The 25,721-nt window shown below is 65.0% G+C and carries 26 protein-coding genes; 14 read left to right on the plus strand and 12 right to left on the minus strand.

Annotated features, from left to right (window positions below; all coding sequences use genetic code 11):
* The first annotated feature begins 42 nt into the window (after positions 1 to 42).
* The 5 genes from ACS5PJ_RS07125 (at position 43) to ACS5PJ_RS07145 (ending at position 5,410) form a co-directional block, all read left to right on the plus strand.
* Entirely contained in the window at positions 43 to 1,287 is a 1,245-nt protein-coding gene (locus ACS5PJ_RS07125; RefSeq protein ID WP_439434223.1) for an ABC transporter substrate-binding protein, read from the plus strand.
* Positions 1,288 to 1,337: 50 nt separating this feature from the next.
* Positions 1,338 to 2,285, plus strand: coding sequence for a carbohydrate ABC transporter permease (locus ACS5PJ_RS07130; RefSeq protein WP_439434224.1), 948 nt, complete (start codon positions 1,338 to 1,340; stop codon positions 2,283 to 2,285).
* 4 nt (positions 2,286 to 2,289) lie between these two features.
* Positions 2,290 to 3,150 carry a carbohydrate ABC transporter permease gene (locus ACS5PJ_RS07135; RefSeq protein ID WP_439434225.1) on the plus strand — a complete coding sequence of 287 codons (861 nt, stop codon included), beginning with the start codon at positions 2,290 to 2,292 and terminating at the stop codon, positions 3,148 to 3,150.
* A gap of 48 nt (positions 3,151 to 3,198) precedes the next feature.
* The gene (locus ACS5PJ_RS07140) at positions 3,199 to 4,563 is read left to right on the plus strand and encodes an alpha-L-fucosidase (RefSeq protein WP_439434226.1); all 1,365 of its coding nucleotides are present in this window, start codon (positions 3,199 to 3,201) and stop codon (positions 4,561 to 4,563) included.
* Between the two features lie 175 nt (positions 4,564 to 4,738).
* Positions 4,739 to 5,410 (plus strand): FadR/GntR family transcriptional regulator, encoded by a 672-nt coding sequence (locus tag ACS5PJ_RS07145; RefSeq protein ID WP_439434227.1) that lies wholly within the window; start codon positions 4,739 to 4,741, stop codon positions 5,408 to 5,410.
* 592 nt (positions 5,411 to 6,002) lie between these two features.
* On the opposite strand, the gene ACS5PJ_RS07150 is transcribed toward ACS5PJ_RS07145, so the two are convergent.
* Positions 6,003 to 6,842: a LysR family transcriptional regulator substrate-binding protein gene (locus ACS5PJ_RS07150; RefSeq protein WP_439434228.1), complete on the minus strand. Its 840-nt coding sequence runs from the start codon at positions 6,840 to 6,842 to the stop codon at positions 6,003 to 6,005.
* Here ACS5PJ_RS07150 and ACS5PJ_RS07155 point away from each other — a divergent pair.
* Positions 6,805 to 7,209 (plus strand): DUF5997 family protein, encoded by a 405-nt coding sequence (locus ACS5PJ_RS07155; protein ID WP_439434229.1) that lies wholly within the window; start codon positions 6,805 to 6,807, stop codon positions 7,207 to 7,209. The two genes, ACS5PJ_RS07150 and ACS5PJ_RS07155, sit on opposite strands and share 38 nt — an antisense overlap.
* A gap of 23 nt (positions 7,210 to 7,232) precedes the next feature.
* On the opposite strand, the gene ACS5PJ_RS07160 is transcribed toward ACS5PJ_RS07155, so the two are convergent.
* Complete coding sequence (locus ACS5PJ_RS07160; RefSeq protein WP_439434230.1) at positions 7,233 to 7,613, minus strand: VOC family protein; 381 nt, start codon at positions 7,611 to 7,613, stop codon at positions 7,233 to 7,235.
* A gap of 85 nt (positions 7,614 to 7,698) precedes the next feature.
* Between ACS5PJ_RS07160 and ACS5PJ_RS07165 the strand changes: the two genes are divergently transcribed.
* Positions 7,699 to 8,361, plus strand: coding sequence for a hypothetical protein (locus ACS5PJ_RS07165; RefSeq protein ID WP_439434231.1), 663 nt, complete (start codon positions 7,699 to 7,701; stop codon positions 8,359 to 8,361).
* A 62-nt stretch (positions 8,362 to 8,423) separates the two neighbouring features.
* Positions 8,424 to 9,026 (plus strand): DUF6919 domain-containing protein, encoded by a 603-nt coding sequence (locus tag ACS5PJ_RS07170; protein WP_439434232.1) that lies wholly within the window; start codon positions 8,424 to 8,426, stop codon positions 9,024 to 9,026.
* Between the two features lie 25 nt (positions 9,027 to 9,051).
* On the opposite strand, the gene ACS5PJ_RS07175 is transcribed toward ACS5PJ_RS07170, so the two are convergent.
* From ACS5PJ_RS07175 to ACS5PJ_RS07200, 6 genes are all read right to left on the minus strand, one after another.
* Positions 9,052 to 10,785 carry a CocE/NonD family hydrolase gene (locus ACS5PJ_RS07175; RefSeq protein ID WP_439434233.1) on the minus strand — a complete coding sequence of 578 codons (1,734 nt, stop codon included), beginning with the start codon at positions 10,783 to 10,785 and terminating at the stop codon, positions 9,052 to 9,054.
* Positions 10,778 to 11,776 (minus strand): MBL fold metallo-hydrolase, encoded by a 999-nt coding sequence (locus tag ACS5PJ_RS07180; protein ID WP_439434234.1) that lies wholly within the window; start codon positions 11,774 to 11,776, stop codon positions 10,778 to 10,780. Before ACS5PJ_RS07180 ends, ACS5PJ_RS07175 begins: the two co-directional genes overlap by 8 nt.
* Positions 11,773 to 12,705 (minus strand): alpha/beta hydrolase, encoded by a 933-nt coding sequence (locus ACS5PJ_RS07185; RefSeq protein ID WP_439434235.1) that lies wholly within the window; start codon positions 12,703 to 12,705, stop codon positions 11,773 to 11,775. Before ACS5PJ_RS07185 ends, ACS5PJ_RS07180 begins: the two co-directional genes overlap by 4 nt.
* 5 nt (positions 12,706 to 12,710) lie before the next feature.
* Positions 12,711 to 13,838 carry an FAD-dependent monooxygenase gene (locus ACS5PJ_RS07190; protein ID WP_439434236.1) on the minus strand — a complete coding sequence of 376 codons (1,128 nt, stop codon included), beginning with the start codon at positions 13,836 to 13,838 and terminating at the stop codon, positions 12,711 to 12,713.
* Between the two features lie 64 nt (positions 13,839 to 13,902).
* Positions 13,903 to 14,856: a phosphotriesterase family protein gene (locus ACS5PJ_RS07195; RefSeq protein ID WP_439434237.1), complete on the minus strand. Its 954-nt coding sequence runs from the start codon at positions 14,854 to 14,856 to the stop codon at positions 13,903 to 13,905.
* Positions 14,857 to 14,898: 42 nt separating this feature from the next.
* Positions 14,899 to 15,909 carry a phosphotriesterase family protein gene (locus ACS5PJ_RS07200; protein WP_439434238.1) on the minus strand — a complete coding sequence of 337 codons (1,011 nt, stop codon included), beginning with the start codon at positions 15,907 to 15,909 and terminating at the stop codon, positions 14,899 to 14,901.
* A gap of 247 nt (positions 15,910 to 16,156) precedes the next feature.
* Here ACS5PJ_RS07200 and ACS5PJ_RS07205 point away from each other — a divergent pair, with 247 nt between their 5' ends.
* From ACS5PJ_RS07205 to ACS5PJ_RS07225, 5 genes are read left to right on the plus strand one after another with little or no spacing between them, the layout of a single operon-like run.
* The gene (locus tag ACS5PJ_RS07205) at positions 16,157 to 17,878 is read left to right on the plus strand and encodes an MFS transporter (protein WP_439434239.1); all 1,722 of its coding nucleotides are present in this window, start codon (positions 16,157 to 16,159) and stop codon (positions 17,876 to 17,878) included.
* Between the two features lie 54 nt (positions 17,879 to 17,932).
* A complete protein-coding gene (locus ACS5PJ_RS07210) occupies positions 17,933 to 19,105 on the plus strand; it encodes a cytochrome P450 (RefSeq protein WP_439434240.1) in 1,173 nt (390 codons plus the stop codon).
* Positions 19,102 to 19,296: a ferredoxin gene (locus ACS5PJ_RS07215; RefSeq protein ID WP_439434241.1), complete on the plus strand. Its 195-nt coding sequence runs from the start codon at positions 19,102 to 19,104 to the stop codon at positions 19,294 to 19,296. Before ACS5PJ_RS07210 ends, ACS5PJ_RS07215 begins: the two co-directional genes overlap by 4 nt.
* The gene (locus ACS5PJ_RS07220) at positions 19,293 to 20,462 is read left to right on the plus strand and encodes an NAD(P)/FAD-dependent oxidoreductase (protein ID WP_439434242.1); all 1,170 of its coding nucleotides are present in this window, start codon (positions 19,293 to 19,295) and stop codon (positions 20,460 to 20,462) included. Before ACS5PJ_RS07215 ends, ACS5PJ_RS07220 begins: the two co-directional genes overlap by 4 nt.
* 45 nt (positions 20,463 to 20,507) lie before the next feature.
* A complete protein-coding gene (locus tag ACS5PJ_RS07225) occupies positions 20,508 to 21,122 on the plus strand; it encodes a TetR/AcrR family transcriptional regulator (RefSeq protein ID WP_439434243.1) in 615 nt (204 codons plus the stop codon).
* A gap of 15 nt (positions 21,123 to 21,137) precedes the next feature.
* Here the strand turns inward: ACS5PJ_RS07225 and ACS5PJ_RS07230 are convergent, their stop codons facing one another.
* The gene (locus tag ACS5PJ_RS07230; RefSeq protein ID WP_439434244.1) at positions 21,138 to 22,448 is read right to left on the minus strand and encodes a BNR-4 repeat-containing protein; all 1,311 of its coding nucleotides are present in this window, start codon (positions 22,446 to 22,448) and stop codon (positions 21,138 to 21,140) included.
* 214 nt (positions 22,449 to 22,662) lie between these two features.
* On the opposite strand from ACS5PJ_RS07230, the gene ACS5PJ_RS07235 reads away from it, so the two are divergent.
* The gene (locus ACS5PJ_RS07235; RefSeq protein WP_439434245.1) at positions 22,663 to 23,046 is read left to right on the plus strand and encodes a DUF1304 family protein; all 384 of its coding nucleotides are present in this window, start codon (positions 22,663 to 22,665) and stop codon (positions 23,044 to 23,046) included.
* A gap of 46 nt (positions 23,047 to 23,092) precedes the next feature.
* On the opposite strand, the gene ACS5PJ_RS07240 is transcribed toward ACS5PJ_RS07235, so the two are convergent.
* The 3 genes from ACS5PJ_RS07240 to ACS5PJ_RS07250 all read right to left on the minus strand — a co-directional run bounded on the left by ACS5PJ_RS07240 (position 23,093) and on the right by ACS5PJ_RS07250 (position 25,717).
* Positions 23,093 to 23,575 (minus strand): pyridoxamine 5'-phosphate oxidase family protein, encoded by a 483-nt coding sequence (locus ACS5PJ_RS07240; RefSeq protein ID WP_439434246.1) that lies wholly within the window; start codon positions 23,573 to 23,575, stop codon positions 23,093 to 23,095.
* Between the two features lie 208 nt (positions 23,576 to 23,783).
* Positions 23,784 to 24,188, minus strand: coding sequence for a universal stress protein (locus ACS5PJ_RS07245; protein ID WP_439434247.1), 405 nt, complete (start codon positions 24,186 to 24,188; stop codon positions 23,784 to 23,786).
* Positions 24,185 to 25,717, minus strand: coding sequence for a tripartite tricarboxylate transporter permease (locus ACS5PJ_RS07250; RefSeq protein WP_439434248.1), 1,533 nt, complete (start codon positions 25,715 to 25,717; stop codon positions 24,185 to 24,187). Before ACS5PJ_RS07250 ends, ACS5PJ_RS07245 begins: the two co-directional genes overlap by 4 nt.
* Positions 25,718 to 25,721: the final 4 nt, after the last annotated feature.

Here is a 25,721-nt window from a genome sequence, read left to right on the forward strand (position 1 = left end):
ACCCGAAAGCTTTACCCGTATTTAGATCGGAAGGACCTTCACGTGCCTGTAAAAACCAAGCAACTCATCTCTGCGGCAACCTGTTTGACCGCTGCTGCCATCGCCTTGACGGCCTGTGGCTCCGGTACCAGCGCTGAAGCTGATACCAAAGCCGCGTCATCGATGTACACATGGATCTCCAATGACAATGACCGCCAGCAGTGGCAAGCTTTTGTAGACGCAGCAAAAACCAAAGATGCCGGCTTCAACCTGACTCTGGAGGGTCCGTCGTTCCCGGACTACTGGACCAAGGTCAAGACGCGTTTGGCCAGTGCCGGAGCGCCCTGCATCATCACCACCCAGGCGGCCCGCGCGCAGGAGCTCAAGGACGTTCTCGCACCGCTGAACGACCTGGTCAAGAAGAACAACGTTGACACCTCCGTGTACAACCAGGCAATGATCAGCGGAATGACGGTGGACGGGGAGCTCCGCGCGCTGCCATACGATGCAGAGCCAATGGTGCTGTATTACAACAAGGACCTGTTCAAAGCTGCCGGCTTGAAGGAACCTTCCACGAACTACACCCGGGACCAGTTCCTCACCGACGCGAAGGCCCTCACAGGCCAGGAGAAGTTCGGCTTCGCTCTTCCGCCGCAGCTCTCCGCCGGGCCAGGGCTCGCGTTCGCCTTCGCCGACGGACACCAGCCGGTCAAGGACGGTGCCTTGGACCTGGCCAATCCCGACTTCGTCAAGGACATCCAGTGGACGTTCGATCTGGTGGCCAAGGACGGCGTAGCCAAGGCGCCGCAGTCTTCAGACTCCAGCGACGTGGCCCAGCAGCAGTTCATGAGCGGCGAGGCAGCCATGCTCGTCGATGGCCCATGGATGTACGAACAGTTCACCACCAAGACGAAGGGTGAGGTCGGCATCGCCGTGATTCCCTCAACCTCCGGAAAGCCTTCCGCCATGGTGCAGGGCTCAGGATTCGGCATCGCAGCGTCCTGCAAAGACAAGGAAGCCGCCTTCCAAAACATCATGAAGATCACGACACCTGAGGTCATCGGGACAGTCGGCGCAACCCGGGGAACTGTCCCGTCGATCCAGTCCGTCGTGAAGGAGTGGGCCGGGAAGAAACCGGCAGGTGATGTGTCGGTCGTCGAAGCCCTTCTGGCAAACGGTCAGCCGCTCCAAACAACTTCCAACTGGAACCAGGTGGACACCCAGTTCACCCAGTACTCGGTGGAAGGCTTCCGCGGATCCAAGACGGCTGCGGGCATCCTAGACACCATCTCGGCATCCACCAAGTAGCCAACTAAGAAGACCGCCTGGACTCATCAGGTGACACCGATAGGCCCATCATGACCCTAATCCCGCAAATCCGCCGCGAGCCCAAGACAGCACCAGAACGCCCCGCCCCTCTCCCCGCCACCACCCGGCGGCGGGGACAGGGACGCCAAGCGGCGCTGTACCTGGCGCCAGGAATGCTCGGCTTCCTGATTTTCATTGTGCTGCCGTTGCTCGCTTCGCTGGTGATCAGCCTCTTCAGATGGCCGCTCTTCGGCACCCCGGAATTCATCGGCATGGACAACTACGTCACCATGCTGACCACTGACCCGGTCTTCTGGACCGTATTGCGAAACACGCTGGTGTTTGCGGCCTGCTACACCCTCGTGAATCTCGTCGTCGCTCTCGGACTGTCCACATGGCTTCAGAACCTTGGCAAGTGGGGACCGTTTTTCCGGATCCTGTTCTTCATCCCCGTGGTCACTCCCATGGTCGCCAATGCCCTGGTGTGGCGTCTGATGCTTGCCGACGACGGTGTGGTGAACGGAGTATTGGAAGCCGTAGGCATTGCGGGCCCGTCGTGGCTCAGCGACGGCAACCTCGCAATGCTCTCACTTATCACGATGTCCGTCTGGCAAGGTATCGGGTACAACATCATCGTCCTGGGCGCGGGACTCAACGGCATTTCGCCCAGTCTTCTCGAGGCCGCCAAGATTGACGGGGCCGGTCCATGGAAGCGGTTCATCAGCGTCATCCTGCCGATGCTCTCCCCGTCGCTGTTCTTCTGTACCGTCATGACCATCATCGGAGCCTTCAAGGTATTCACACAGCCCTATCTGCTGACCCTCGGCGGCCCGGGCGAGTCCACCAACACCATCGTCCTCTACCTCTACCGCAATGGATTTTCCTTCGACCAGATGGGGTATGCCTCGGCGCTGGCGTGGGCATTGTTTGTGATCGTCATGCTGATCACGGCCCTTCAGTTCTCTCAGCAAAAAAGGCTGGTCAACTATGACAATTGAACCAATGACCAAAAATGAACCAACGACCAAAAGGTACCAATCCGCGCCCGGGACCCTCACCTGGATCAGTCGAGCTGCGGTCGTCGTCGTTGGCTTCCTCTTCTTTTTCCCGTTTATCTGGATGTTCGCCACGAGCCTCAAGCCCAGCACCGAGGTTTTCTCCTCGGGCGCCAGTCTCCTTGGGTCACGCGTGGAATGGTCCAACTATGCTTCAGTCTGGACCGCTGTACCGTTCGGAAGGATCATCCTCAACAGCTTCGTTGTGGCCATCGCGGGTGCCGTCCTAACTTCAGTCGTCTCGCTGCTGTCCGCATACGCCTTCGCCCGCTTCAGCTTCAAGCACCGGGACAAGCTCTTTCTCGTTTTTCTCGGGACCCTCGTGCTCCCTCAGGAAGTTCTGGTCATCCCCCTGTACATCATGATGAACCAGCTGGGCATGACGAACACTCTTCCCTCGCTGATCATTCCATTCGCTTTCGGGGCTTTTGGAGCATTTCTCATCAGGCAGTTCCTGCTATCGCTCCCTGCCGATTTCGAAGAAGCTGCCCGTCTGGACGGCGCCGGCTCACTCCGAATCCTATGGAGCGTCATTTTGCCCCTACTCCGGGCGCCGCTGGCAGTCGTGGCAGTCTTCAGCTTCATCGAGTACTGGAGCAGCTTCCTCTGGCCGCTGATCGCCATCAACGATGTGACCCAAGCAACAATTCCGCTGGGACTCTCCATGTTTTCCGGCGAGCGAGGCACCGACTGGGGACCCTTAATGGCTGCTTCAGCGCTGGCGGTCATTCCCAGCCTCCTGATCGTGATCGTGCTGCAGAAACAGCTGGTCAAGGGCGTGGCCATGGGTGGCTTCGGCGGCCGCTAAGTCCATATCGCGTCCGTAACCCGTACCTAACTTACTAATTGGAGTCTCATGTCTCACAACACCGGAGCCACATCCGACTGGTCAAGCCTGGACCGCCCGCTGCCTGAATGGTTCAGAGATGCCCCGTTCGGAATTTTCATCCACTGGGGCGCCTACTCGGTTCCCGCTTGGGCCGAGCCCATCGGGGCTTTGGGGACAGTTAGCGACGACCGCGAATGGTTTACGCACAACCCCTACGCCGAGTGGTACATGAACACCATTCGGATTGAGGGCAGCCCCGCACAGGCGCATCACCAGGCGGCATTTACCGGCGTCGAGTATGACGGGTTGCTCGAGCAGTGGAAAGCAGAAAATTTCGATCCGCAGGAATGGGCGGCACTATTCAAGGCCGCAGGCGCAGACTATGTTGTGCCCACGACCAAGCATCATGATGGCATCACGCTGTGGGATGCCCCCGGCACCGGGGAACGAAACACCGTTCACCGCGGCCCCCACCGCGACCTGATCGCCGACATCGCCGGGGCTGTCCGGGATCATGGCCTGCACCTAGGCCTCTACTACTCGGGCGGCCTCGACTGGCACGTCAGACCCTTCCCTCCCCATCTCTCCACGGAAAGTGTTGATGAAACGGGACGGCCAAAGGACGCCGAGTACGCCCAGTACGCCTATAACCAGGTACTTGATCTCATCAACAAGTACAAGCCCGAGGTGCTGTGGAACGACATCAACTGGCCAGACGCAGGCAAGAACTTCGGGTCGTTCGGGCTCGGTACCCTCTTTGAGAAGTACTACGACGCTGTGCCGCAGGGCGTGGTCAACGACCGATGGGGCGACACGCACAAGGACTACTCCACCAGTGAGTACGAGAACTTCAAGGAATCAGAGTCCGCCGCTGCGTGGGAGAATTGCCGCGGCCTCGGCTTCTCATTCGGGTACAACCAGGTTGAAGGCCCCGAGCTGACACTCAGCGGCAAGGAAATCGCCCGCCAGCTTGTGGACGTCGTCTCCCGTGGCGGACGTTTCCTGCTCAATGTTGGTCCCCAGGCCGACGGCACTATCCCGGATCTGCAGCGCCGGTCGCTGATGGACATGGGCAGGTGGATGGTTGACGCGAAGCCTCTGCTGGTAGGAGCCATGCCGTTGGATCCTGGAACCGCCGGCTCGCAGGACGCGCCATGGGTTCGATGGGTAGACCGGGGCGATGAAATTGTTGCCTTCGTGGACGACCTGACCGGAGACGCAACAGTGGAACTGAATGTCAAAGACGTTGCCTTGCGGACAGCCGACGCAGCAATTGTCGGCGGCGGTGCCAAGCTTAATTTCAACGGGGATCGGCTCCACGTCAAGCTGGGCCCCGGGCGCGTAGGACCCGCTTTGGTCAGGATTCCTCGAATACGGCCTCAGGTGAACTAGTCAGAGGGTACCGGCTGGAGACTCCGGGGCTGTGTACTTGCCAGGTGTCCAGTTATGGGAGGTCCTGTCCGGGGACAGGGGCGGGGGCGGTCCGACCTAACGCCCAATACCCCCCAGGCCCTCCTCCCGCCCCTCCCCGCCCAAACATCCGATCAATTCGCGTTAGGATCGAACTATGGCTTTGACGGACGATGCAATCGGCAAAATCAAGGACATGTTGATGCGCGGGGAACTGAAACCCGGCGATAGGTTGCCGCCTGAGAAAGAACTGAGTGAACGCCTGGGTCTCTCCCGCAGTTCACTGCGGGAGTCCGTCAAGGCCTTGGAACTCATTCGTGTACTGGACGTGCGGCGGGGTGACGGCACCTATGTGACCAGCCTGGACGCCAAACTCCTCAACGAGGCTGTGGCGTTCGTGGCTGATTTGCACCAGGACCGGTCGGTTCTGGAAATCTTCGAAGTACGCCGCATCCTGGAGCCAGCAACTGCCGCACTCGCGGCAGGAAAGATTACCGCCGAGGAAATCACCGAGCTGCGTTCAGCCATGGATGGAATCAATGAGAGCACAGACGTAGAAGAACTAGTTGCCCACGACCTGGAATTTCACGGCATCATCAGCCGCGCCGCAGGCAACGCCTACCTGGGTAGCCTGCTCGAGGCCCTCTCCAGCAGCACCGTCCGGGCCCGGATCTGGCGGGGCCTTACTCAGGAAAAGGCCGTGTCCCACACCCTCTCGGAGCACGCGGCCATTGCGGATGCCTTGGAACGACGCGACGTGGAACTCGTGCGAGCCCTTGCGACAGTGCACATCAGCGGAGTGGAGAACTGGCTCCGTCAGGCACTCTGATCGACCGAGCGTATCGACCTGCGGGCCTAACCCCGGGGGAGAGATCGTCGCCCCGTGACCAGGACTGGGGGATGGTTCTAAAGGAGAATGCCCCGGGAGCCGTAGTGGCTGTAGATGTTGGGAGTTCATGCCAGCGGCCGACGCTGGCTGCCGCATCGAGGACGCCGATCAGTGGTGTGCGGAGGCGTCCGCCGGTGAAGGGACGGCGAGTCCTTCAGTTGCTTCCACCGTAGCGACCGTGAGCGGGGTGGCGGGGTCCTGCGGCTGTCTTTGCCTTCTTTGGAGAGGCTGTACGGGGCTCCCTTGGATCGGACGAATGCGGCGGGGTCGTCCTGTGCCCGGTCATCGTCGCCCCTTGCGGGGTGCCTCCGCGGGAAATCCGCTTACGGCAGGACGCCATCTGCAGCGCGGGGCCGTAGATGCCGCCGCGCTGTTTGTCGTGGAGGTGGACTACACCCCAGCCTGACGTCAGGTGCGGTCAATTAGTCCGTCAGAATAGGGTCCGTTCTGCGTATTCCGGACAGCCTTACGTGAAGGCCCTGAATCCTAAACTGACACTCTTGGGCGGAGGACCCTCCAACGCCAAACAGCCCTAGCGCTTGCCCTTTTTCCGTGACCCCTTGCCGCGTCCCTTGTCCGGGTTCGGCGCGTACCGCTGGGCCACCTTGGGCTTCTTGACGGCAGGTCCGCGACGGTCCGGCTTCGGTTCCTTCTTGGGCTTTTCCTGCTGAGCCGAAGGCTGGCGGGAGCTGGCCGCGGTCCGGCCGCGGACGATTCCGATGAACTCCTCAATGATCTCGTCCGTGGAGTCGGCGGGCCAGGCCAGCGCGATCTCCGTGACGGGCGCACCGGTGAGCCGGCGGGCCACTGTGTCCTTCACGTTGAAATGCCGGGCCACGGACATCGGCAGGATCACCAGGCCGGCGCCGGAGGCCACCACCTGCATGGCTGCTTCCGGGCCGCCCATTTCCGCAACGTCCAGGAACGTCTCTGCAGCCAGATCTTCCAGCGCCACTTCCTCGAACACCGAAATCTCGTGGCCCTTGGGCGCCACCACCACCGGCTGCTCCTCATAGAGGGGAATCACGTTCAGGTCGCCGCGATCAATCGGCAACCGGACAAAGCTGAGGTCCGCGGAACCGTCAGTTAATACGGAAACCTGTGCGCCGTCGTCGGCCATAAACGATTCCAGCGGGATGTCCAGCACGCGCTCTTCCCAGCGGCGGATCCACTTCCCGGGCGTGACGCCGGCAACGTAGGCGAACCGCAGCACCCGGGGCGCCTCCTGCCCGGTGGCATCGGAGGGGCTGCTCTCGGCGGGCGCAGCGTTCTGCAGGGATTCATTGTCAGCGGGCACGTCTTCACAGTACCGTCCGCCCGGATACCCTTGAAGCATGACCTCTGCAAACTCCCAGTCCATGAAGCCGGCCACCGTTGCCAAGAAGCTTGGCATCTACCTGCCGGCAACACCGCAGGAGTTCCAGGATTCCACCATCAGCCGCACCGATTTCGCCGAGCTCCAGGCCAACCCGCCGGAGTGGCTCGTGGAACTCCGCCGCAACGGCCCGCACCCCCGCCCGGTGGTGGCCCAGAAACTGAACGTCTCCATAAGCGGCCTCGCCCGCGGCGGCCTCGAGGAAGCACTTACGACGGCGGAAATCACCGCGCTGCTGCAGGCTCCCCCGGCGTGGCTGGTCACCGAGCGCTCAACCCACGCGGCGGTCCGCGCCGAAGCCCAGCGGGTCAAGGATGAGGCCGCCAAGAAGGACGCGAAGAAGGCACGCAGCCAGGCCGAGTAGTCCTTCCGCCTTTAAAGAGAACGTCAGTCCTGGTGCAGCATCACGTAGTTGCCGCAGCCGTCGTCGAACACGGCGCTGATTCCGGACGGGTCCTCTGACGGTTCGCCCTTGAACTTCACACCCGCCTCGACCAGCCGCTCGTATTCGGCCTGTACGTCCGGAACGCCGAAGACGATGGCGGGAAGCCCGGCCTCGTGCACCGCATTCATGTAGGTCGCCCCGATCGGGTTGTCGCTGGGTTCCAGCAGCAGCCCCGCGGTGTTGTCAGCGGCGCCCGGGTCTTTGATGATGTAGAGGTTGTACTCCGGCATCGCCATCAGGGTGTCGAACCCGAGGGTCTCGGTGTAGAACTTGTGGGCCGCGGCCGGATCCTGGACATGGATGCTGCACATCTTGATTCTCATGAACACCAACGTACCGGCCATGCCTGCGGGGTGAGAATAGGCGTGAGAAGCCTACCCATTGACCCGGCCGCCCGCAGGGGCTGGAATGGAAGAAGCAACCCGGAATCCTGGGCCGGGCCTGACGCTGGGAGGTGCCGCGGTGCCGGCAGTAGCAGAATCCATCCTTTCCGGAGCGTTGCAGCTGTTGATCTGCGGTGCAGTGCTGGTGTGCGCGGTCGCCGCCACCGTCTTCGCTGTCCGCCGCCATTCGACGCCGGACCCCGCCGCGCACGCCACGGGCCACACCACCGACACTGTGTTCTGGGACGTCTTTATGGGCTCCGCCGTGGCAATCCCGGCGCTCCTCATCCCCACGTTGGCGTCGCCCTGGTCCGGGGCAGTCCTCACCGCGCTGGCCGCAGGTGCGGGAGTGGCCGCACACCGTGGCAGCCCGAGGATTTTGGCCTGGCAGTCAGCACGCCGGCAGCGGCGGCTGGACCTGCCCGTCTACACCGCGGCGGAGGCTGAACATGACACGCTGCTGACCCGGTGGCGCCGCTACGAGCTGGACCCCGCCAGCTGCATCGACTACCCCGCCATGACCGATGTCCGGCGGCCCGAAACGTCCGCGCTGATCCGGGCCATGCGGGAGGCGGACCAGTTGAGGGCCGCGCGGCACCAAGGGTACGTTCCCGCCGTCGCACGCCTTGGCCTGGCCCTCAGCGCCGCCGAACAGGCGGCCGGCATCCGTTCCGCAGGGATCAGCTGACGACGTTAACGGGTATGTCGCCGCCACTGGAGTCCGCGGATTGCACGCCGTAGCATCCGAGGATGGAACCCACAGAAGCGGAAGTCCTTGACGAGTTCGGCAGGCGGCTGGTGGACAAAGGCGCCTGGCGGCAGGCCATCACCCTCGCGGCTGCCGGCGAACTGACAGCGCGCTGGCTTGAGGGCGAGAGCCAGTACCAGGCCGCCACCTTCACCCCCACGTACGACGCCGAGACGGCACCCATCGCGGCCGGGCTCGCCGCCCTGAACCGGAACGGGCTGTTCACCAAGGAGTCCCAGCCTGGCCTCCGGGAGGGGGAAACGGCGCAGCGCCAGTACGTCACCGGGTTCTGCAGCTCCGAAACGGCCGCCGAACTCCTGGCCCTCTCCACCCGCTCCGACCTGGTGACCGTGGCGCACGCGCCGGGCGAGTCCAGCAGTGCAGCCATTCCGGTAACGCTCGACGGCGGCGAGGTGGTCACCGTGCTCGGATCCAGTGAGAACCCGGTGGACGAAGGGCAGATCCAGGACTGGGCGAACGAAACCAACGACACCCTCGCCCTGCTGCTCGCCGATTCCTGGTACGTGGAAATCCTGGACCCGGTCTGGGGCCGGAACGATGTCCTGCTGCCGGCGGTCCTCGAAGCGCTGACCTCCGGGCAGTAAGGGACCGCCCCGGCTCCCGCCGTCGTTATCCTTCCGCCGCCTTGCGCGTGGTGAACGGCAGGACCAGGCGGGACGGGTGGGCGGCGTCGCGGTAGATCTTGTGCGTGACGGGCCGGCCCACCGGCAGGTGGAACGCATCGGGCGGGAGCAGCGCGTTGTGTTCGTCGGCCAGCGGTTCGTCGTTGGACAGTTCCACCGTGAGTTTGTGGCCGGGCAGGAACGTGTTGGCGAACGGGAAGAGCCGCAGCACGTATTCCTCGATCTGCCCCGGCTCCACGGGCACGGCACGGGTGTGCGGGTGGCGGGGGTTGCCCTCGGTGGTCCGGTCCTCGTCGAGCTCGCGGTGGGAGGCCTTGAGGTATCCGCTGGTGATGAGCTGGCGTTTGCCGTTGGGGGCGTAGTCCCACAGGCGCAGGATGAAGTTGGTGTCCGGCTGGTCGATTTCGGCGAAGATGTGCGCGGCGCCCGTGCCGATCATCTCTGTGGCCTCCTCGAAGACCGGGGTGGACCAGCTGATGATTTCCACCTTGTCGGTGACCGTCAGCGGGGCCTGGTAGAAACCGTCCGGCGCGGCGTATTCGGTCCCCATGGGTTCGGGTTCGGTGGACAGTTTGTGGCGGGGGCGCAGGTACAGGCTGGTGTAGTCGATGTCGTTCGGCGGCCACTGATCGGCGGTGACCACCTCGCGGGAACCCTCCACGAAGACGCTGACTGCGGGTTCGTCCATGACGCCGTTATCGATCCCCTTGATCCAGTAGTCGTACCACCGGAACATCTTCTCGTGTTCCTCAATGAAGGGGCGCGACTGCATGGGCGGGTAGGGGCCGATGTCGAGCTTTTTGGGGCCCTTCAGTTCATTGAACAGGTCGATGGTGCCGTCCAGGGTCCAGCCACGGCCCTGGTCCAGCTGCAGCCACACCGGGATGTCGATGTTCGGGGCGAGGGTGATGGGGTTGCGTTCCTCGTACCAGTCGCCGTCGAGCTCGTTCATGACGATGTCGAACCAGGCCTCGTGGTTCTTCGGGTAGTGCAGGACGTGGACCAGGTTGGGCCAGGCGGCGACGTCGGGGTCCTGCAGGCGCTTGTGGACGAGTTCCTTGAGCTCCTCCGGGGCGTATTTTTCGATCATGCGGGACTTCACGCCGTCGGTGAAGGCCCAGCCGGAGTCGCCGCCGCGGCCTTCGCGGGCGGCACGCGGCATGAACCACATGATGCCGCCGTGGTAGGTGGTTTCGTAGAAGTCGTAGTGTCCGCCGGACACGAAGATCGCCTTCAGGCTCGGCGGGCGTTCGGCCGCGGCGAGGACCTGCATGGAGCCGAAGTAGGAGATGCCCACCATGCCCACGTTCCCATCGCACCAGGGCTGCGCGGCCACCCACTCGATGAAGTCGTAGGCGTCCTGGCCCAGGGAGACGCCGCCGGCGTTGTAGTTGCCGATGTGTTCACCCTCGGAGGCGCCGGAGCCGCGGAGGTCGCCGATGACGTGGACGTAGTCTTCCTTGACGATCCGGGCGATGTCGCCGGCCTCGATGCAGCCGTCCCACATGGGGCTGGGGCGCCGCTGCGGCGGGGTGGTCAGCGCGAGGGCCTGGAGCTCCTTGCCGTAGGGGCTCAGCGCCACCAACGCCGGGCGCGGCTTGTCCTCGGCGCCCTGGTAGGCGTCCGCAGCGAGCTCCACGCCGTCGCGCATGGGAACCCGGAGGTCCTTGCGGATGGCGATCTTCTCGCCGCCGGCATTCCAGAACTGAAACTCATCCATGGGTGGGTAACCCCTCATCCTCGGTCGTATGGTGGAGCGTGGTGCGGTCAAACGTGGTGTCATCAAACGCGGTGCGGTAGCCGTGGAGCGTCGTGAAGAACGGGGACGGCTCCAGGCCGGGATCCCCCGTGTAGCCCAGGTCCTCGGCAACAGGGGCGAACGGCGAGTACGGCGAATCCGTCTCCTGCAGCCCGGCCGTGAAGCAACCGCAGGCCGCGTCACTGACCCGGGCCTCAATCTCCAGGCTCCCCTGCAGTGCCTCCCGGGCTTGTTCGGCGTCGAGCTCCACGCCGTAGGGTGTGCCGTCTGCCCGCCGGTACGGGTGCCCCAGGTAAAGGTGCCGGGGCCGGATTTCCTCGCTCAGGTACTGCAGGCTGGAGCGGTAGCCGGCCGGGTCAACGAAGCCGGGGAAGCCGTTGGCTGCGCCGTGGACCTGCACGGCGTCGCCCACGAACACGTCGTCCTGCCCGTCAATGACGTAGGCCACCGAGCCCGGGGTGTGGCCCGGGATGGAATGGACGGAGACGGTGACATCCCCCCCGAGGGAGATTCTCTCGCCGCCGCGGACCAGCATGGTCGGTTCCATCTCGCCGGAGATGACCGCGTTGGTGGCGGCGGTCAGTTTGGCTTCACCGTCCGGGTCGTTCAGATACCGGCCCCGTCCGGCCAGGTATTCGTCCACGTGGGCCCGGCGCGAGCGGAGCATGGGAGCGTCGGCCTCGTGGATCACCACCTGGGCGCGTCGCCCGGTCAGTTCCCACAGCGCATGCGCCCCGCCGATGTGATCGATGTGTCCGTGGGTCAGGAAGATCCAGCGGACATCCTCGATCCGGCGGCCGATTGCCTCCAGCGCCGGAACCATGCCCTCGGCCGGCGAGGACGCGATCCCGGTATCCACGATGGCCGGCTCCGGAGCATCAATGTAGAAGCTGTACAGCCCGAACCGGCCCCACGGCGAGACCAGCGGATGGATGCTGACCGGCGTCGTCATTTCACTGTCCGTGCGTTCAGGAATCCCGCCGCCTCATGGAACGGCCGGTAGAAATCAGGAATCCAGGAGAAGTTCTGGACAAAGCCGTGGTTGGCCCCCGCGTACCTGCTGACCCTAGCGTCCACCCCGGCCTCTTTCAGGCGCTGCCCGTACAGTTCAGCCTCGTCACGCAGGGGGTCGTGCTCGGCGGCGATGACCAGTGCCGGTGGCAGGCCGGTGAGGTCGCCGCGCTTGATCGGGGAAACCAGGGGGTCAGCCGGGTCCGCCCCGCTGTCCAGGTAAAAGGAGTTGAACGGTGCCAGGCCCGCCGTCTCCAGCCCGTAGCCTTCGGCGTTCTCCCGCAGGGAGGCGTAACGGTCCGCGTCGAAGTCCAGGTCCAGCGACGGGTAGAAAAGGATCTGGTGGGTGATCTTGTCGAAGCCGTCGTCGTGCGCTTTGGCGGCGACGGCGGCCGCGAAGGTGCCGCCGGAACTGTCGCCGGCAATGGCGAGGTTCTTCCCATCCCAGCCCAGGCTGTCGCCGTTCTCGGCGGCCCAGCGGACCACTGCGTAGCAGTCGTCGAGGCCGGCCGGGAAGGCATGTTCGGGGGCCAGCCGGTAGCCAACGGAGATGACCTTGTGGCCGGTCTCCTTGGCCAGGGCACGGGCCACGTGATCATGGGTATCCAGGCTGCCCAGGAAAAACGCGCCGCCGTGGAAGTACACCAGCAGGCCGTAAGCGTCAGCTTCCGCCGGCGTGTAAATGCGGACAGGCACCTCGCCGTGCGGCGTGACCGCGGTGGCCTCCTCCACTGCGTGCAGCGGGAGACGGTCCTGCAGCGGGGCAACCTGCGCTGCCTCGCCGGCCCGCATGGCCGCGGGGTCCAAGGGGGAACCGTCAGGTGCCGGCAGGGTTGCCAGGATCTTGCCGATCTCGGGGTGGATGGTCATGGCGCTCAGGCCTTTGCGTGCGCGGCGGGCTGCTGGGACGTGGGCTTCTGGCCCGGGAAGACATCGTTGACTTCTTCCTCGCTCCAGCCCTGGCGGGAAATGCGCTGCAGTTCGTCCGTCACCGGCTTGCGGGTTGCCTGGAAGAGGGCCAGCGCCTCCTTGACCGAACCGGCTTCGGCCAGTGCGTCGGCCAGTGCTCCGGCGTCCTCAATGGCGGAGTTCGCGCCCTGGCCCTGGTGGTGCAGCATGGAGTGCGCCGCGTCGCCCATGAGGACCACGGAGCCGGTGTGCCACGAGTCGACGGGGTCGATGTCGTAGACCGCGCGGATGTTGACGGTGTCCATGTCCAGGCCGCGGGCGATCGCCACGATCCGCTCGTCGAAGCCTTCCACGGTCTTGAGGAGTTCTTCCTTGGTGATCGAGGGTGCCCAGGTGCCGTCCGGGTTCAGGGCGGTGATGTCGAAGGACATCTGGTTGCGGTGGCGCAGCGGCAGCAGGTAGACCTTCGTGCCCCGGCCCATGTACATCCGCAGGTTGTCGTCCACCACCATGCCGTGGGCGTCGTCGGCGGAGATCACCACGCGGTAGGCGTGCTCGCCGGAGAACACCGGGCCCTTGTCGCTGAACATCTGCTCGCGCACCGTGGACTTGATGCCGTCGGCACCCACCACCAGATCGGCGTCGGCGGTTTCCCCGTTGGTGAAGGTCAGGACGGAGCGGCCGTCCTTCTCCTCGATGCCCTGCAGCTTGTGGCCGAGCCGCACCATGCCCTCGGGGAGCACGCTGAGGAGGGCCTCGATGAAGTCGCGGCGGTGGATGAGGTAGGTCTGCTTCTCATCGCCGGACTCGGGCCAGGTGTCCTTCATGATCGGATCCCCGGTGGCCGTGAGGATCTCGAAGTAGTCGCTGGGCGAGCTGACCTTGGCCACCGCGTCGAAGATGCCCCACTGGCGGAAGCGGGCCATGGTGGCGGGACGCAGGCCGATTCCGGCGCCCACCTCCCCCATCCGGGGAGCCTGTTCGTAGACCGTGACGTCTGCACCGAGCAGGCTCAGGGCCTTGGCCGCAGCGGCGCCGCCGTAGCCTGCGCCGATGATGGCGATCCGGAGGTTCTTGATTTCTTCAGCCTTCATGGGGTGGGTCTCTTTCTTGAACCAGGCCGCGCCTGGGGGTAAGTTTTGGTGGTTTTGTCCGGGGTCAGGCGTGCAGCGACAGGAAGTCGGCCGGGTTGTCCTCGAGCAGGAGTTTGAGGGTGGCATCGTCGATCCCGGCGGCGCGCATGTCCGGGATCATGTCCTCGAAGATGTAGTTGATGGTGTGGCCCTTCACGCCCGGCCAGCCCAGGGGGCTGCAGTTGGCGTCGGCCGAGACCAGGAGCTTGTCCGCATAGCCCTTGTTCACGAGCTTGACGAAGTGCTCCATGCGTTCGGCGCGCTTGCGGCCCCAGAACGGCGGATCCGGCAGCTCGAGATCGTAGCCGAAGGTGTCGAAGCCGATCCGGCCGCCCTGTTCGTAGATCCAGTCGTGCGGAGTCACGGGAGCGTTCAGGCCGTCGTCGGCGTGTCCGAAGAGCACACGGTCCAGCGGGAGGCCCTCTTCGGTGAAGATGTTCACTGCCGGCTCGGGATCGATGGCCAGGTGGGTCAGGATCGGAGCTCCGGTGACGACGGCGGCGCGGGCGGCAGCGCGGTAGATGCGCTTGTCCAGCTCGGTCATCCGTCCGCCCCGGCTTACGCCCACCTTGATGACGCCGGCCTTGGCGCCGGTGTTGCCGATGCCCACGGTGATCTCGTGGATGAATACCTTCGTGAGGTAGTCAACGGTGGCGCGGGAGAAGTGCGGCAGGGCGGTGTCGCCGCCGACGAATCCGGTGCAGGCCACGATGTGCACGCCCGTCTTTCGGGACAGTGACTTGTAGTAGTCCACGTCGCGGCCGTTGCAGATGCCGGTGGCGTCCACGAAGGTGCCGCCGCCGTATTCGCGGAATTTTCGGAGCTTCGGCACGGTCTCCTCGTAGGCCTGCTCGGGCGTCTTCCACCATTTGGTGTCCAGCTCGGACCCGGGCATGCCGTAGCCGATGTGTTCGTGGACCGCCACGATTTCCAGTTCTTCGGCCGGGATGGTTCCCAGCACGGTGTTGACCTTGGTCATTGCTTCACCTCAGGGTCTCGAAAGTTTGTTGTGGGGGCGTGCTTAGCGCACGGTCAGCAGGTTGCGCGGGTTGTCCACGAGGATCCGGCGGGCGTCGTCCTCGCTCAGCCCCCGGGACTTTAGGAAGGGCATGAACGTGGCCAGGACGTGGCTGAAGGGCAGGTTGTACTCCGCCACACCCTTGGCCACACCGATCGAGTTGCCAGAAAGGATGATCCTGCCGGCATGGCCGGCCTCCACGAGCTCGAGGACCAGTTCGGCGCGGTCATGGTCGGTGAGGTAGTCGGCGTGCTCGTTCAGGCCCACGTGGTCGATGCCCACGAAGGCTCCGCGCCCGGCCACTTTGATGGCGGCCCCTTTGGCGTCCTTGCGGTCCAGATCGCCCACGAGCACGCGGTCGGCTCCGATCTGCTCGTCCAGGACGATGTCCAGATCGTGCAGCGCATCGGCGCCGAAGCGGATGGAAACTGCGACGCCGGTGCTCCCGGCGGCGCGGGCGGAACCGCGGAAGAGGCTCTCCTCGGCCGGCGTCATGCCGGAGCGGTCGGCGACGGTGGCAACGATGCCGGCGGCGGCGCGGCGCTCCACCCGGGGAATCACCATGCCCTCGGTGACCTCCTTACCGAAAAGGTCGGCGAACTTTTCGGCCGGCCAGGGGGTGGGCGGGTTGGTCTGCGGTGTCAGGAAGTAGCCGCCGAGTTCCTCTTCCGGGCCCAGCCCGGTGGAGGCGATGATGTGGACGCCGGTGGAGCGGGACAGTGCCTCGTACAGCTTGAGGTCGCGGCCGTGGAACATGCCGGTGCTGTCGACGACGGTCCGGCCGCCGTGCTCACGGAAATCGATGAGTTTCGCAGCGAGTGCCTCGAAGATCTCCGCACGGTCCATGGAAATGTCCGGGGCGTACTGGGCGCCCGGAAGTACTGACAGCAGGGCCTCGTGGACCGCGACGACTCCCAGTTCAGAGGCGGGGACGGGGCCCAGGACCGTGTTGACGGTTTGCCCGGACGCGGCGCGGGACGCATCGCCGGTACCGACGGGGTTGGTGTTACTCACTTGGCTTCTCCCTTGAAGATTTGGGAACTGAAATGCGGGGGGCGCCGCGGAGAATGACCGAGCCATCGCTCCCTTGCGGTGTAGCCAGCATCACACAATCCTTTACACGGTGTCAAGCAAATAGTCGGAGCGTAAGTTCAGAATGCTTACGAAAACAACGCCTCGCAAACACTCTTGACACCATGTAAAGTTTTAAGCCACACTGTGGGGAGCGCCACATCTACCCGGAAACAAAGGAGTTTCATCGATGAGTCAGATCCCCCTGGGCCAGAGCCGCGGCTCAGTACGGGCCACCTTCATCGCCGCCTACAGCGCGGTCACCCTGGCCCAGATCACCAACGCCCTGCCAGGTGCCCTCAGCGGCACGTTCGCCGTCGAATTCCACACCTCCGGTGCAGGCCTGACCTGGATCGCGGGCATGTTCCTGATGGGCATCGTGGTGTTTGAGCTCAGCTGGGGCCTCCTGGGCGACATGTTCGGGCGCAAGAAACTGCTCTACGCCGGTGCCGCGGTCAGCGTTGTCGGCTCCGTGCTGGCAGCGCTGGCGCAGACCACCGAAATGATGATCTTCGCCCAGGCTGTCGGCGGCATCGGCGCCGGCATCCTGTTCCCGATCTCGCTGTCCATGATCGCGGCGATCACCCCGGACCACCGCGCCCGGGCGAAAGTGATCGCCACCTGGGCAGGCTTCCTGTCCCTCGGCGCGGTGATCTCCCCGGTGCTCGCCGGCTTCACGGCGCAGTTCTTTACGGTGCCGGGCGTTGCACCGGGCGCACCGAACGCCTTCAGCGGCTGGCGGGCGGCCTACCTGGTGGCGGCCGCCATCGCCGTACTCGTCCTTACCGTCGCGCTCCGGGCCAAGGATTCCGCCGCCGCCGAGGGCCGCAAGCTGGACCTGCCCGGCCAGTTCACGCTCGCGCTCGGCCTGATCGCCGTCCTCTACGCCACGGTGACAGCGGTGGATGCAGGCTTCGGCAGCGCCCAGGTGATTGCGAGCTACGTCGTCGGCGTTATCCTCCTCATCGCTTTCGTCGTCATCGAATCACGCACCGCGCAGCCGCTGATCCACCTGTCGCTGTTCAAGAACAGCTCCTACTCCATCACCGGCATCGTGGCGGTCACGGGCATGTTCGCATTCCTGGCGATCTGCTTCAGCACGAGCGTCGCCGTCAGCGGGCTCGCCCTTGCCGAGACCTGGAAGATCGGTGTGCTCTTCGTGTTCATCCAGGGTCCTGCATTCGCCTTCATTCCGGTGGTGGGATGGCTTATCCACCACGTCGCCCCGCGGTGGGTGCTCACCGCAGGCTTCGCCCTCATGGCAGTCTCCGGCTTCTGGCTCTCCACTTTCGCCCTCGGCACTCCGGAGGCCTTCGGCGGCACCACGTGGACGGCCTTCATCCCGCCGCTCTTGGTGCTGGGCATCGGATTCGCCCTCACCGTCGGCTCCGTCACCGCTGTTGCCATCAACACCGTCCCGCCGCAGCAGATCGGCATGGCCTCGGCGACCACCAACCTCCTGCGTGATCTCGGCTTCGCCCTCGGCCCCGTCGTCGGCTCAGCCATCGCCTTCGGAATCGGAGCCACGGCCTTCGCGGGTCCCCTCGCCGGGATCCTCAGTGGGGCAGGACTGCCCGCAGAGGCCGTCAGCGGGCTGGCGAACGTGCCGCCGCTGGGCTTCCTCTCCGGCTGGGACGGCGTGATCGCCCAGTTCACCGGCCAGGCAACGGCAGGCGGCGCACCCGCGCAGGCCGTCGACAACATGGTCAAGGCCCTCCACGCCGCGCAGCCGCAAATCCAGGGCGTGGCAGGGACCTCGCTGGGCCAGGGGTTCCAGGCCGTGTACCTCGCCGCAGGTATCGCGGCAGTCCTCTCCGCCGTTCTTACCCTCTTTATCTCCGCACGTTCCTCGGCGCCCACTCCCGAGGCCATCGCGGAAACCACCGAAGCAAACGCCGAGGCAATCGTCTAAGGCTGACGTCAGCCGGCCCCGGCCAACCACCCACCAATCCGCAAGGAGAACACCATGACTGCACCCATCGAGTCAGACATCGACATCTGGGATGACGGGATCCTCGTCGACCCCTACGGCACGTACGCCGCGCTCCGCGAGCAGGCCGCCGTCGTCCACCTGCCCAAGAACGATCTCTACGTCCTCACGCGCTACGACGCCATCCGCGATGCCCTTGGCGATCCGGAAACCTTCTCGTCCACCAGCATCGGCTTCAACCCGATGGTGAACGAGGCCTTGCAGGGCACCTCGCTCGCCTCCGACCCGCCCGTGCACACCCAGCTCCGCGCCACGCTGTCGCAGAACCTCACTCCGCGCGCCCTCCGCGGCCTGAAGGTGGTCATCGACGAAAAGGCCGACAAGCTGGTGGCCGAACTCGCCGCCAGCGGAAGCTTCGAAGCCATCGATTCCCTGGCCCGGGCCTTCCCGATCGAAATCGTTGCCGATCTCATCGGTTTCCAGGGCCATGTGAAGGACAACATGCTGCGCTGGGGCCAGGCAGCCATGCAGGTCATCGGCCCGCTGAACCAGCGCACGCAGGAAAGCTTCCCGATCGCTGGCGAGCTCTACGGCTGGTGCTCGTCGGTCACCGCCGAAGACCTGGCGCCCGGCTCCATCGGCCGCGGCATCTTCGACGCCGAGACCCGGGGCGATATTCCGGAAGGCTCGGCAGGACACATCATCCACCAGTACCTCGGGGCCGGCGTCGATACCACCATCGCCTCGATCGGGAACATCATTGCGCTGTTCGGCCGCCACCCGGAGCAGTTCAAGCAGGTGCGGGAAAACCCGGAACTCGTCCCCGCAGCTTTTGCCGAGGTCCTGCGCTACTGGGCGCCGGTCCATATCTGGGGCCGGAAGGCAACCCGCGATGTGGAGATCGACGGCGTCACCATCCCCGCAGGTGCCCAGGTGGGAATCCTCTTCGGCGCCGGAAACCGCGACCCGCGGCACTACGGCAACCCCGATACCTTTGACGTCACCCGCAACCCGGCGGACCACCTGTCCTTCGGCTACGGCCCGCACGGCTGCGCCGGCCAGGGCCTGGCGAAACTAGAAGCCCACGCCATCATCGAGGCCCTGGCCCGCAGGGTGGAATCGCTGTCCGTCGGCGACGAGGTACGCGAGCCGAGCAATATCACCCGCAGCATCGAAAAGCTGGAGGTCACCAAGGTGGTGGCAGCGTGAGGATCGAACTGGACCGGCCGCGCTGCGAGGGACACGGCCTTTGCGAGGAAGCCGCGCCCCAACTGATGCACCTCGATGACGACGGCGATCTGGTGATCGACGTCCCGGAGGTGGACGGGGCCGAGCTTGATGCCGCGAAGGCTGCGGTCAGGATCTGCCCGGTGGCCGCACTGCGGTTGGCCGCAGCATGACCATGCGCCGGATCGTGGTGGTGGGCAACGGCATCGCCGGACTGACAGCGTGCGATTCGCTGCGGTCTGCCGGCTTCGACGGCGAACTCACGGTCGTGGGGGCCGAGCGCCACCAGCCCTACAGCCGGCCCGCCCTGTCGAAGGCCCTGCTGCATGGCGACGACGCCCTTCAGGCGCATGAGCTTCCGGAGCCCAACCACGAGGCAACCGAACTGCTGGGCGTCAGCGCCACGGGCCTGGACGCTGACGCCGGGCTGGTCCGCCTGGCCGGGGGCGGTGAGCTGCCGTATGACGGCCTGGTCATCGCCTCCGGCTCCCGGGCGAGGCGCCTGTCCGAGGGATCTGCCTCGGAGCTCACGCTGCGCACCATCGAGGACGCCATCCTCCTCAAGGAACGCGTGGCGTCGCGGCCCTCGGTCATCGTGATCGGCGGCGGACCGCTCGGCATGGAGGTCGCCTCCGGCTGCCTGCATGTAGGCTGCGACGTCACCCTCGTTTCCGACGTCACGCCCCTCTCGCGTCAGCTGGGCGCGCACCTGGCTGACATCTTCACTGCAGCGGCCATCCGGCGTGGACTGAAGGTGGTTCGCGGCGGGAAGGCCCGAATTGTGGACCACGGAGCCGGGCCAAGGGTGGTCCTCGCAGACGGCACCGAACTTGGGGCTGATCTTGTGGTCACAGCCATTGGGGATGAGCCGAATACCGGCTGGCTGGGCGGCTCGGGCCTCCTGACGGACGGCTCGCTGCGGGTCGATTCCCGCGGCCGGGTCCGGCCGGAGATCGTGGCCGCCGGCGACGTCACGTTCTTCCCCACCAGCCGCGGCATCCAGCGCGTTCCCCTCTGGACCAGCGCCATCGACCAGGCCAAGGCCGCCGCCGTCGGCCTGCTCAAGGGCGACACCGCACCGGAGTTCAGCTTCCAGCCGTACTTCTGGACCGAAGGCTTCGGCCTGTCGCTCAAATCGGTCGGCTTTACGCCGGTGGTGGGTGCCCCCGACTACTGCGAGCCGGGTGCGGAACAGGAGTCGGTGCTGATGCGGTGGCAGAACGACGACGGCGCCGGCACCGCCGCCGCAATCAACTACCGGATCCCGATCCCCAAACTGCGCCGGCTGGCCGACGGCGGTGCGGCGGCGCTGCGTCCCGCCGCGCCCGCCCGGGTCTGACCCTGCAAGGGCCTGACTCTGCACACCCACCGTTAGGATTGATCTATGTCGTCGCTGCGAGAAGCCCAGAAGAAGCTCACCCGCGACGTGATCGTGGAGCGGGCACTGGCGCTCTTCACCGAGAAGGGTTACGCGGCCACCACCATCGACGAGATCGCCGCCGCGGCCGGAACCACCCGGGTGACCTTTTACGCGTACTACCCCTCCCGCAGTGACCTGATGAAGGACTTCATGGCGCGCGTCAACGCGGTGCTGGACCGTGCGGACGGACCGGACAGCGGTTCGACGGCGGCCGACCTGGTTGACGTGGTGCGCGCCGGCGAACTGTCGGGCATCCTGGCCTGGCTGGAGTCGCGGGCGGCGCTCTGGCCGGTCTTCCGCCCCTACCTCGATGTGCTCGACGAGGCCGCCGCCGTGGACCGCGACATGCGGGCCATGGTGGAGGGCTGGCACGAAGAGGTCATCTCTGACCTGGTCCGCGGAATGGAGCAGGCAGGGCGTTTCCCGGCGGAAACCCGGCACATCCGCGGAACCCTCGCCTTCACCGCCCTCGACTACGTGGCCACGCTCTGGACCCGGCGCAAGTTTGAACCGAACCGCGAGCACGCCCTCGAGATCCTCGCCGACAACTGGTACCACCTCCTCTGCGACGAAGGCTGAGGGCCGCCCGGTCCGCTAGTCCACGCGGTTCTTTTCCACGATCGCCACGATCTCCGTTTCAAAAGCCTGCGAGGACCGCATGGAGCCGCGGAACCAGCACACGGCGTGGACGTTCTCATCCCCCGGAACCACCATGGGCCGGAGGTTGTCCGCACCCGAATCAGCGGTGACAGCCTCCCAGTCCCAGCCCGCGCCGCCGTCGGACGTCCTTCCCGAGTAGATCTCGTAGTTCCTGGTGGACCGGCCGGAGCGCGGATCCACCGGAGTGGAGATATAGACGTGGTCAAGATCGTACGGATCCACTGCGCCCAGGCCCGTATAGTCCTGCTCGTGCGGGAGGTAACCGGGCCCGGCGACGGCGAGCGGATGCAGGTTCCACGCCGAACCGTCAAAGCGCGCGTACAGCAGCCGGTGATCGTCGACGTCGAGCTGCTGGACCCGTTCGAGGGCACCGTTGACGTCGTTGGCCCGGCAGGTGATGATGGCGGCGAGTTGGTTCCCATGCCGTCGCAAATCGGTGGTCCAGGCGTGGGTCAGGATGTCGCCGTCGAGCTCCATGCCGGCCGCGAAAATGGTGCTGAGCGCATTCTGGTTGACCCCTGCCGAACCGATTACAGGCTTGCTGACAACCTGGCCCGCCGCATCATGGAGGGCGTCACCCTGGAGGTAGCCGTGGTAGATGCTGTTGTTGAAATCGCGCGGGTGGTGGTCCGTGGTGATCAGGTCGATCCGGTCCGTGCCGTTTGAGCTGTACCGGGTGTAGCCGTTGACGTAGCCCACCTTGGCGCGGGTGAAGAGCTTGCCCCCGTAGCTCCACGTGCTGCCGTCGTCGTCGGAGACCATCAGGGTGGGGTCGTCGTTGATGGCCCGGACGAAGTCATACGTCCGGGACTCGGCAGCGAGCCGGTGCAGGTTGGAATAGGTGGCGCCGCGGCCGTCCGCCAGTTCGGTCCAGTCGAAGACCTGCTCCGGCTCCCAGTCGCTGGCATCATGGGGCCGGACCGAGACGCGCCAGCGGGAGTAGTTGTCCGTCTTGTGCTTGGCGTACATCGCCAGGTAGCGGCCGTCCGGACGGATCAGCAGGGCCGGGGCGTTGTGGTCGTCTGATTCGAGCTGCTCATGGAGGACGTGCACGCGGTGTTCACCGGTGGACAGATTCAGGACCGCCACCTCAATGTTTCCGCCACGGCTTTCGCCTCCGGGCCCCTCCGGCGCCGCGACCGACCCCACCAGCAGCGTGTTGTTCGCGGGATCCACCAGCGCCCGTTCGTCCTGGAACCAGCACCACGCGCCGTTGTCATTGATAGGCACAGGAACGTTCGGCATTGAAGATCCTCGGGTTGTATCGATTCAAAAGGCTTATCGCTCTCAGTTTATCCGTTTTGTTAGCGCGGACAAGCCCGTCGGCATGCGGAAGAGGCCATCCGTCAGCGTCTCGCCCCAGCGGGTCGACGGTACCGACTCTTGATGGGCCCTGTCTGCGCGGCGTAACCTGCACAGCAAGGCAGCGGACAGACGGCTATGCGTACTGGAGGCACGGATGAATCTACTGAGCCAGATTTTTGCCGGGGCGACCGCCCTCACCCTGTTCAGCGTCGGCCTGCTGGAGATTCTCCGTCACGGGGACCAACGCCTTTTCAGGATCTTTCTGATCAGGCCCCACGATGTTCCGGCCGTCCGCATGTGGGCGATGAACATTGGCGCCTACAACATCGCCTTTGCGCTGGGCATCGCCTCGGGGCTGTGGATGGTGAACTTCTCCGGCGATGCCGCCGGTGGCTCAGCGATCGTGCTTTTCTGCTGCGCGAGCCAGTTCTTCCTGGGCATCTGGCTGTGGATCACCGAAAAACGCCTGCTCATCAGTGCGATCGGACAGGCCATCGGCCCCGGCCTGGCGCTGGTCTTCTACTTCTTCCTGCGGTAAAGCCGGGCAGCCGCGAATGCTGCTGCCCGGCCGGTCCTCAGAGCCACTACAGCTCGACGGTGCCGCTTTCGCCGACACTCATGCGGCTGTTGGTCACCTTGGACTTCACCCACTGGAGCACTGTGGCGGCGGTGCCACCGGGGCTGGTCCAGTATTCTGCGGAGTCTGAATCGACACGGAGCAGGCACACCTCGGGAGTATCGGGGCCGTCCGGGAACCACGCCTCCACCACCTGGTTCCACATCTCGTGGATCTTGGCACGGTCCGTGATGACTTCAGCCGTCCCGGCCACCGAAACCCATTCCGTGCTCTTGCCGAACGAAACGTTCACGCGCGGGTCGGCCCGGACATGGGCAACCTGCGAGGTGCCCAGGCCCGTGAAGAACCACATGTCGCCGTCGTCCTTCACATCCTGCACGGCCAGCGGCCGGCTGACCAGGGCGCCGTCTTCGTTGATGGTGGTCAACATTCCGATGTGGGAATCGTTGATGATGTCCGTAACTTTGCTGATCTTCTCAGTGTCCGTCATGCTCTCACCTCGTTCTGGTCGAAAGGGGAAGTTCCCCGACCGCCAGCCTATTGGTAAGCATGCTTATTTTCCACCGAGGGACAGCGGTAAAGCTCGCCTAAAGCAACGCGGGGTCACTTCCGGCCCGATATCCTCGCTGGATTGGGCGTGGAGTGACCCCGCGTTGGCCTCGCCGGCCCCGGGCCTGCCCCGTGCGGGTGGCGGTCCTTTAGAAGTGGGCTCCGTCAGCCTTCACAGCCAGGACGGGGCGGTCGGCCTGCATCAGGATCCGCTGGGCGTGGCTGCCCAGGATGAACTTGCCCACCTGGGTGCGGTGCCGCAGGCCGATGACGATCAGGGATGCGTCGGCTTCCCGCGCCACGTCCAGGAACTCATCGGCCAGATCGTGCAGGTACGGCGGCTGGATCACTGTAGCCCGGACTCCCGCCTCCGCGGCACGGGCTGCCGCGCGCTCCATCACGTCCTCCGAGGCAACGGATTTGTCCACGAGCGCCCCCTCCCTGGCGGAGTTGACGATCACCAGGTCCTCATTGCGCAGCTTGGCTTCGGCGATGCCTGCCGTGAGGGCGGCATCCCCTGCTGGCGTGGGGACGAATCCGACGATGATGCTCATACCTTCTCCTTGATGTCCGGCGTGACGGCTGGGGTGGCAACAGTGGTTTTGCGTTGGGCGATGGCACCGCGGATGATCGGGAGCACAGCCACCAGGACAAAGACCAGCAGCAGGGTCGCGGAGATCGGGCGGCCGAAGAAACCCATGGGGTCCCCGCCGAAGACCAGCAGCGAGCGGCGCATGGAGCTTTCGAGCAGTTCGCCCAGGACGAAGGCCAGCACGAGCGGACCAGGTTCGAAGCCGAACTTCTTCATGAGGTAGCCGACGACGCCGAAGACCACCACGAGCGTGACGTCGAACATGCTGTTGTTGATCGTGTACGCACCCAACAGCGTGATCAGCGCGGTGACCGGCGCCAGGATGGCTGCCCGGACGCGGAGGATCTTCACGAAGATTCCCACCAGCGGCAGGCTCATGATCAGCAGCAGGATGTTGCCGATGTACATCGAGTTCACCACGCCCCAGAAGAGCTCCGGGTTCTGCTCCACCAGCTGCGGCCCGGGGGTGACTCCCTGGATCAGCAGCGCACCGAACATCAGCGCCATGGTGGCGTTGGCGGGGATGCCCAGGGTCAGCAGCGGGATGAACGACGACGTCGCTGCCGCATTGTTCGCGGTTTCCGGTCCTGCGACACCCTCGGGGGCACCCTTGCCGAAACGCTCGGGCTGTTTGGCCCGCTTCTTCTCCATGGCGTAGGAGGCCATCGACGCGATCGTGGCGCCGCCGCCGGGGAGGATGCCCAGGAAGAAGCCGAGCACGGATCCGCGGCCGATTGCGCCCGAGGCCTGCTTGAGGTCCTTGCGTGAAGGCCAGACGTTCGTCACTTTCGACGGCGCCTTGGCGGCCCGGTGGCGTTCCTCCAGGTTGTAGAGGATCTCGCCCAGGCCGAAGATGCCCATGGCGATGGGCACGAAGTCGATGCCGTCAGCCAGTTGCAGGCTGCCGAACGTGAAGCGGCTTTCGCCGGTGAAGATGTCCCGCCCAATGGTGGCAAGCAGGAGGCCGAGGGCCGCGGCGATGAGCGCCTTGGCTTTGGACCCGCTGCTGATGGTTGCCACGAGGAGGATGCCCAGCATGGCCAGGGCCGTGTATTCGGGCGGCCCGAAATCCAGGGCGAAACTTGCCACGATGGGGGCGAGGAACGTCAGGCCGATGATGGATGCGGTTCCTCCGATGAAGGAGCCGATCGAAGCCAGGCCCAGTGCGGTGCCTGCTTTGCCCTGCTTGGCCATCTGGTAGCCGTCGAAAACGGTGACAACCGAGGACGCTTCGCCGGGCAGCCGCAGGAGTACGGAGGTAATGGTGCCGCCGTACTGCGCGCCGTAGAAGATGCCGGCCAGCATGATGATGGCCGTAACGGGCTCCACGTTGTACGTGAGCGGCAGAAGGATGGCGATCGTTGCCGCGGGCCCCAGGCCGGGCAGCACACCGATCAGCATGCCGATCACCACGCCGATCAGGCAGTACAGGAGATTTGTCGGCTCCAGGACAACGGCAAATCCGTTGATAACGGGATTCAGGAAATCCACTGAG

The organism is Pseudarthrobacter cremeus (genome assembly GCF_051857465.1).
GTDB lineage: Bacteria > Actinomycetota > Actinomycetes > Actinomycetales > Micrococcaceae > Arthrobacter.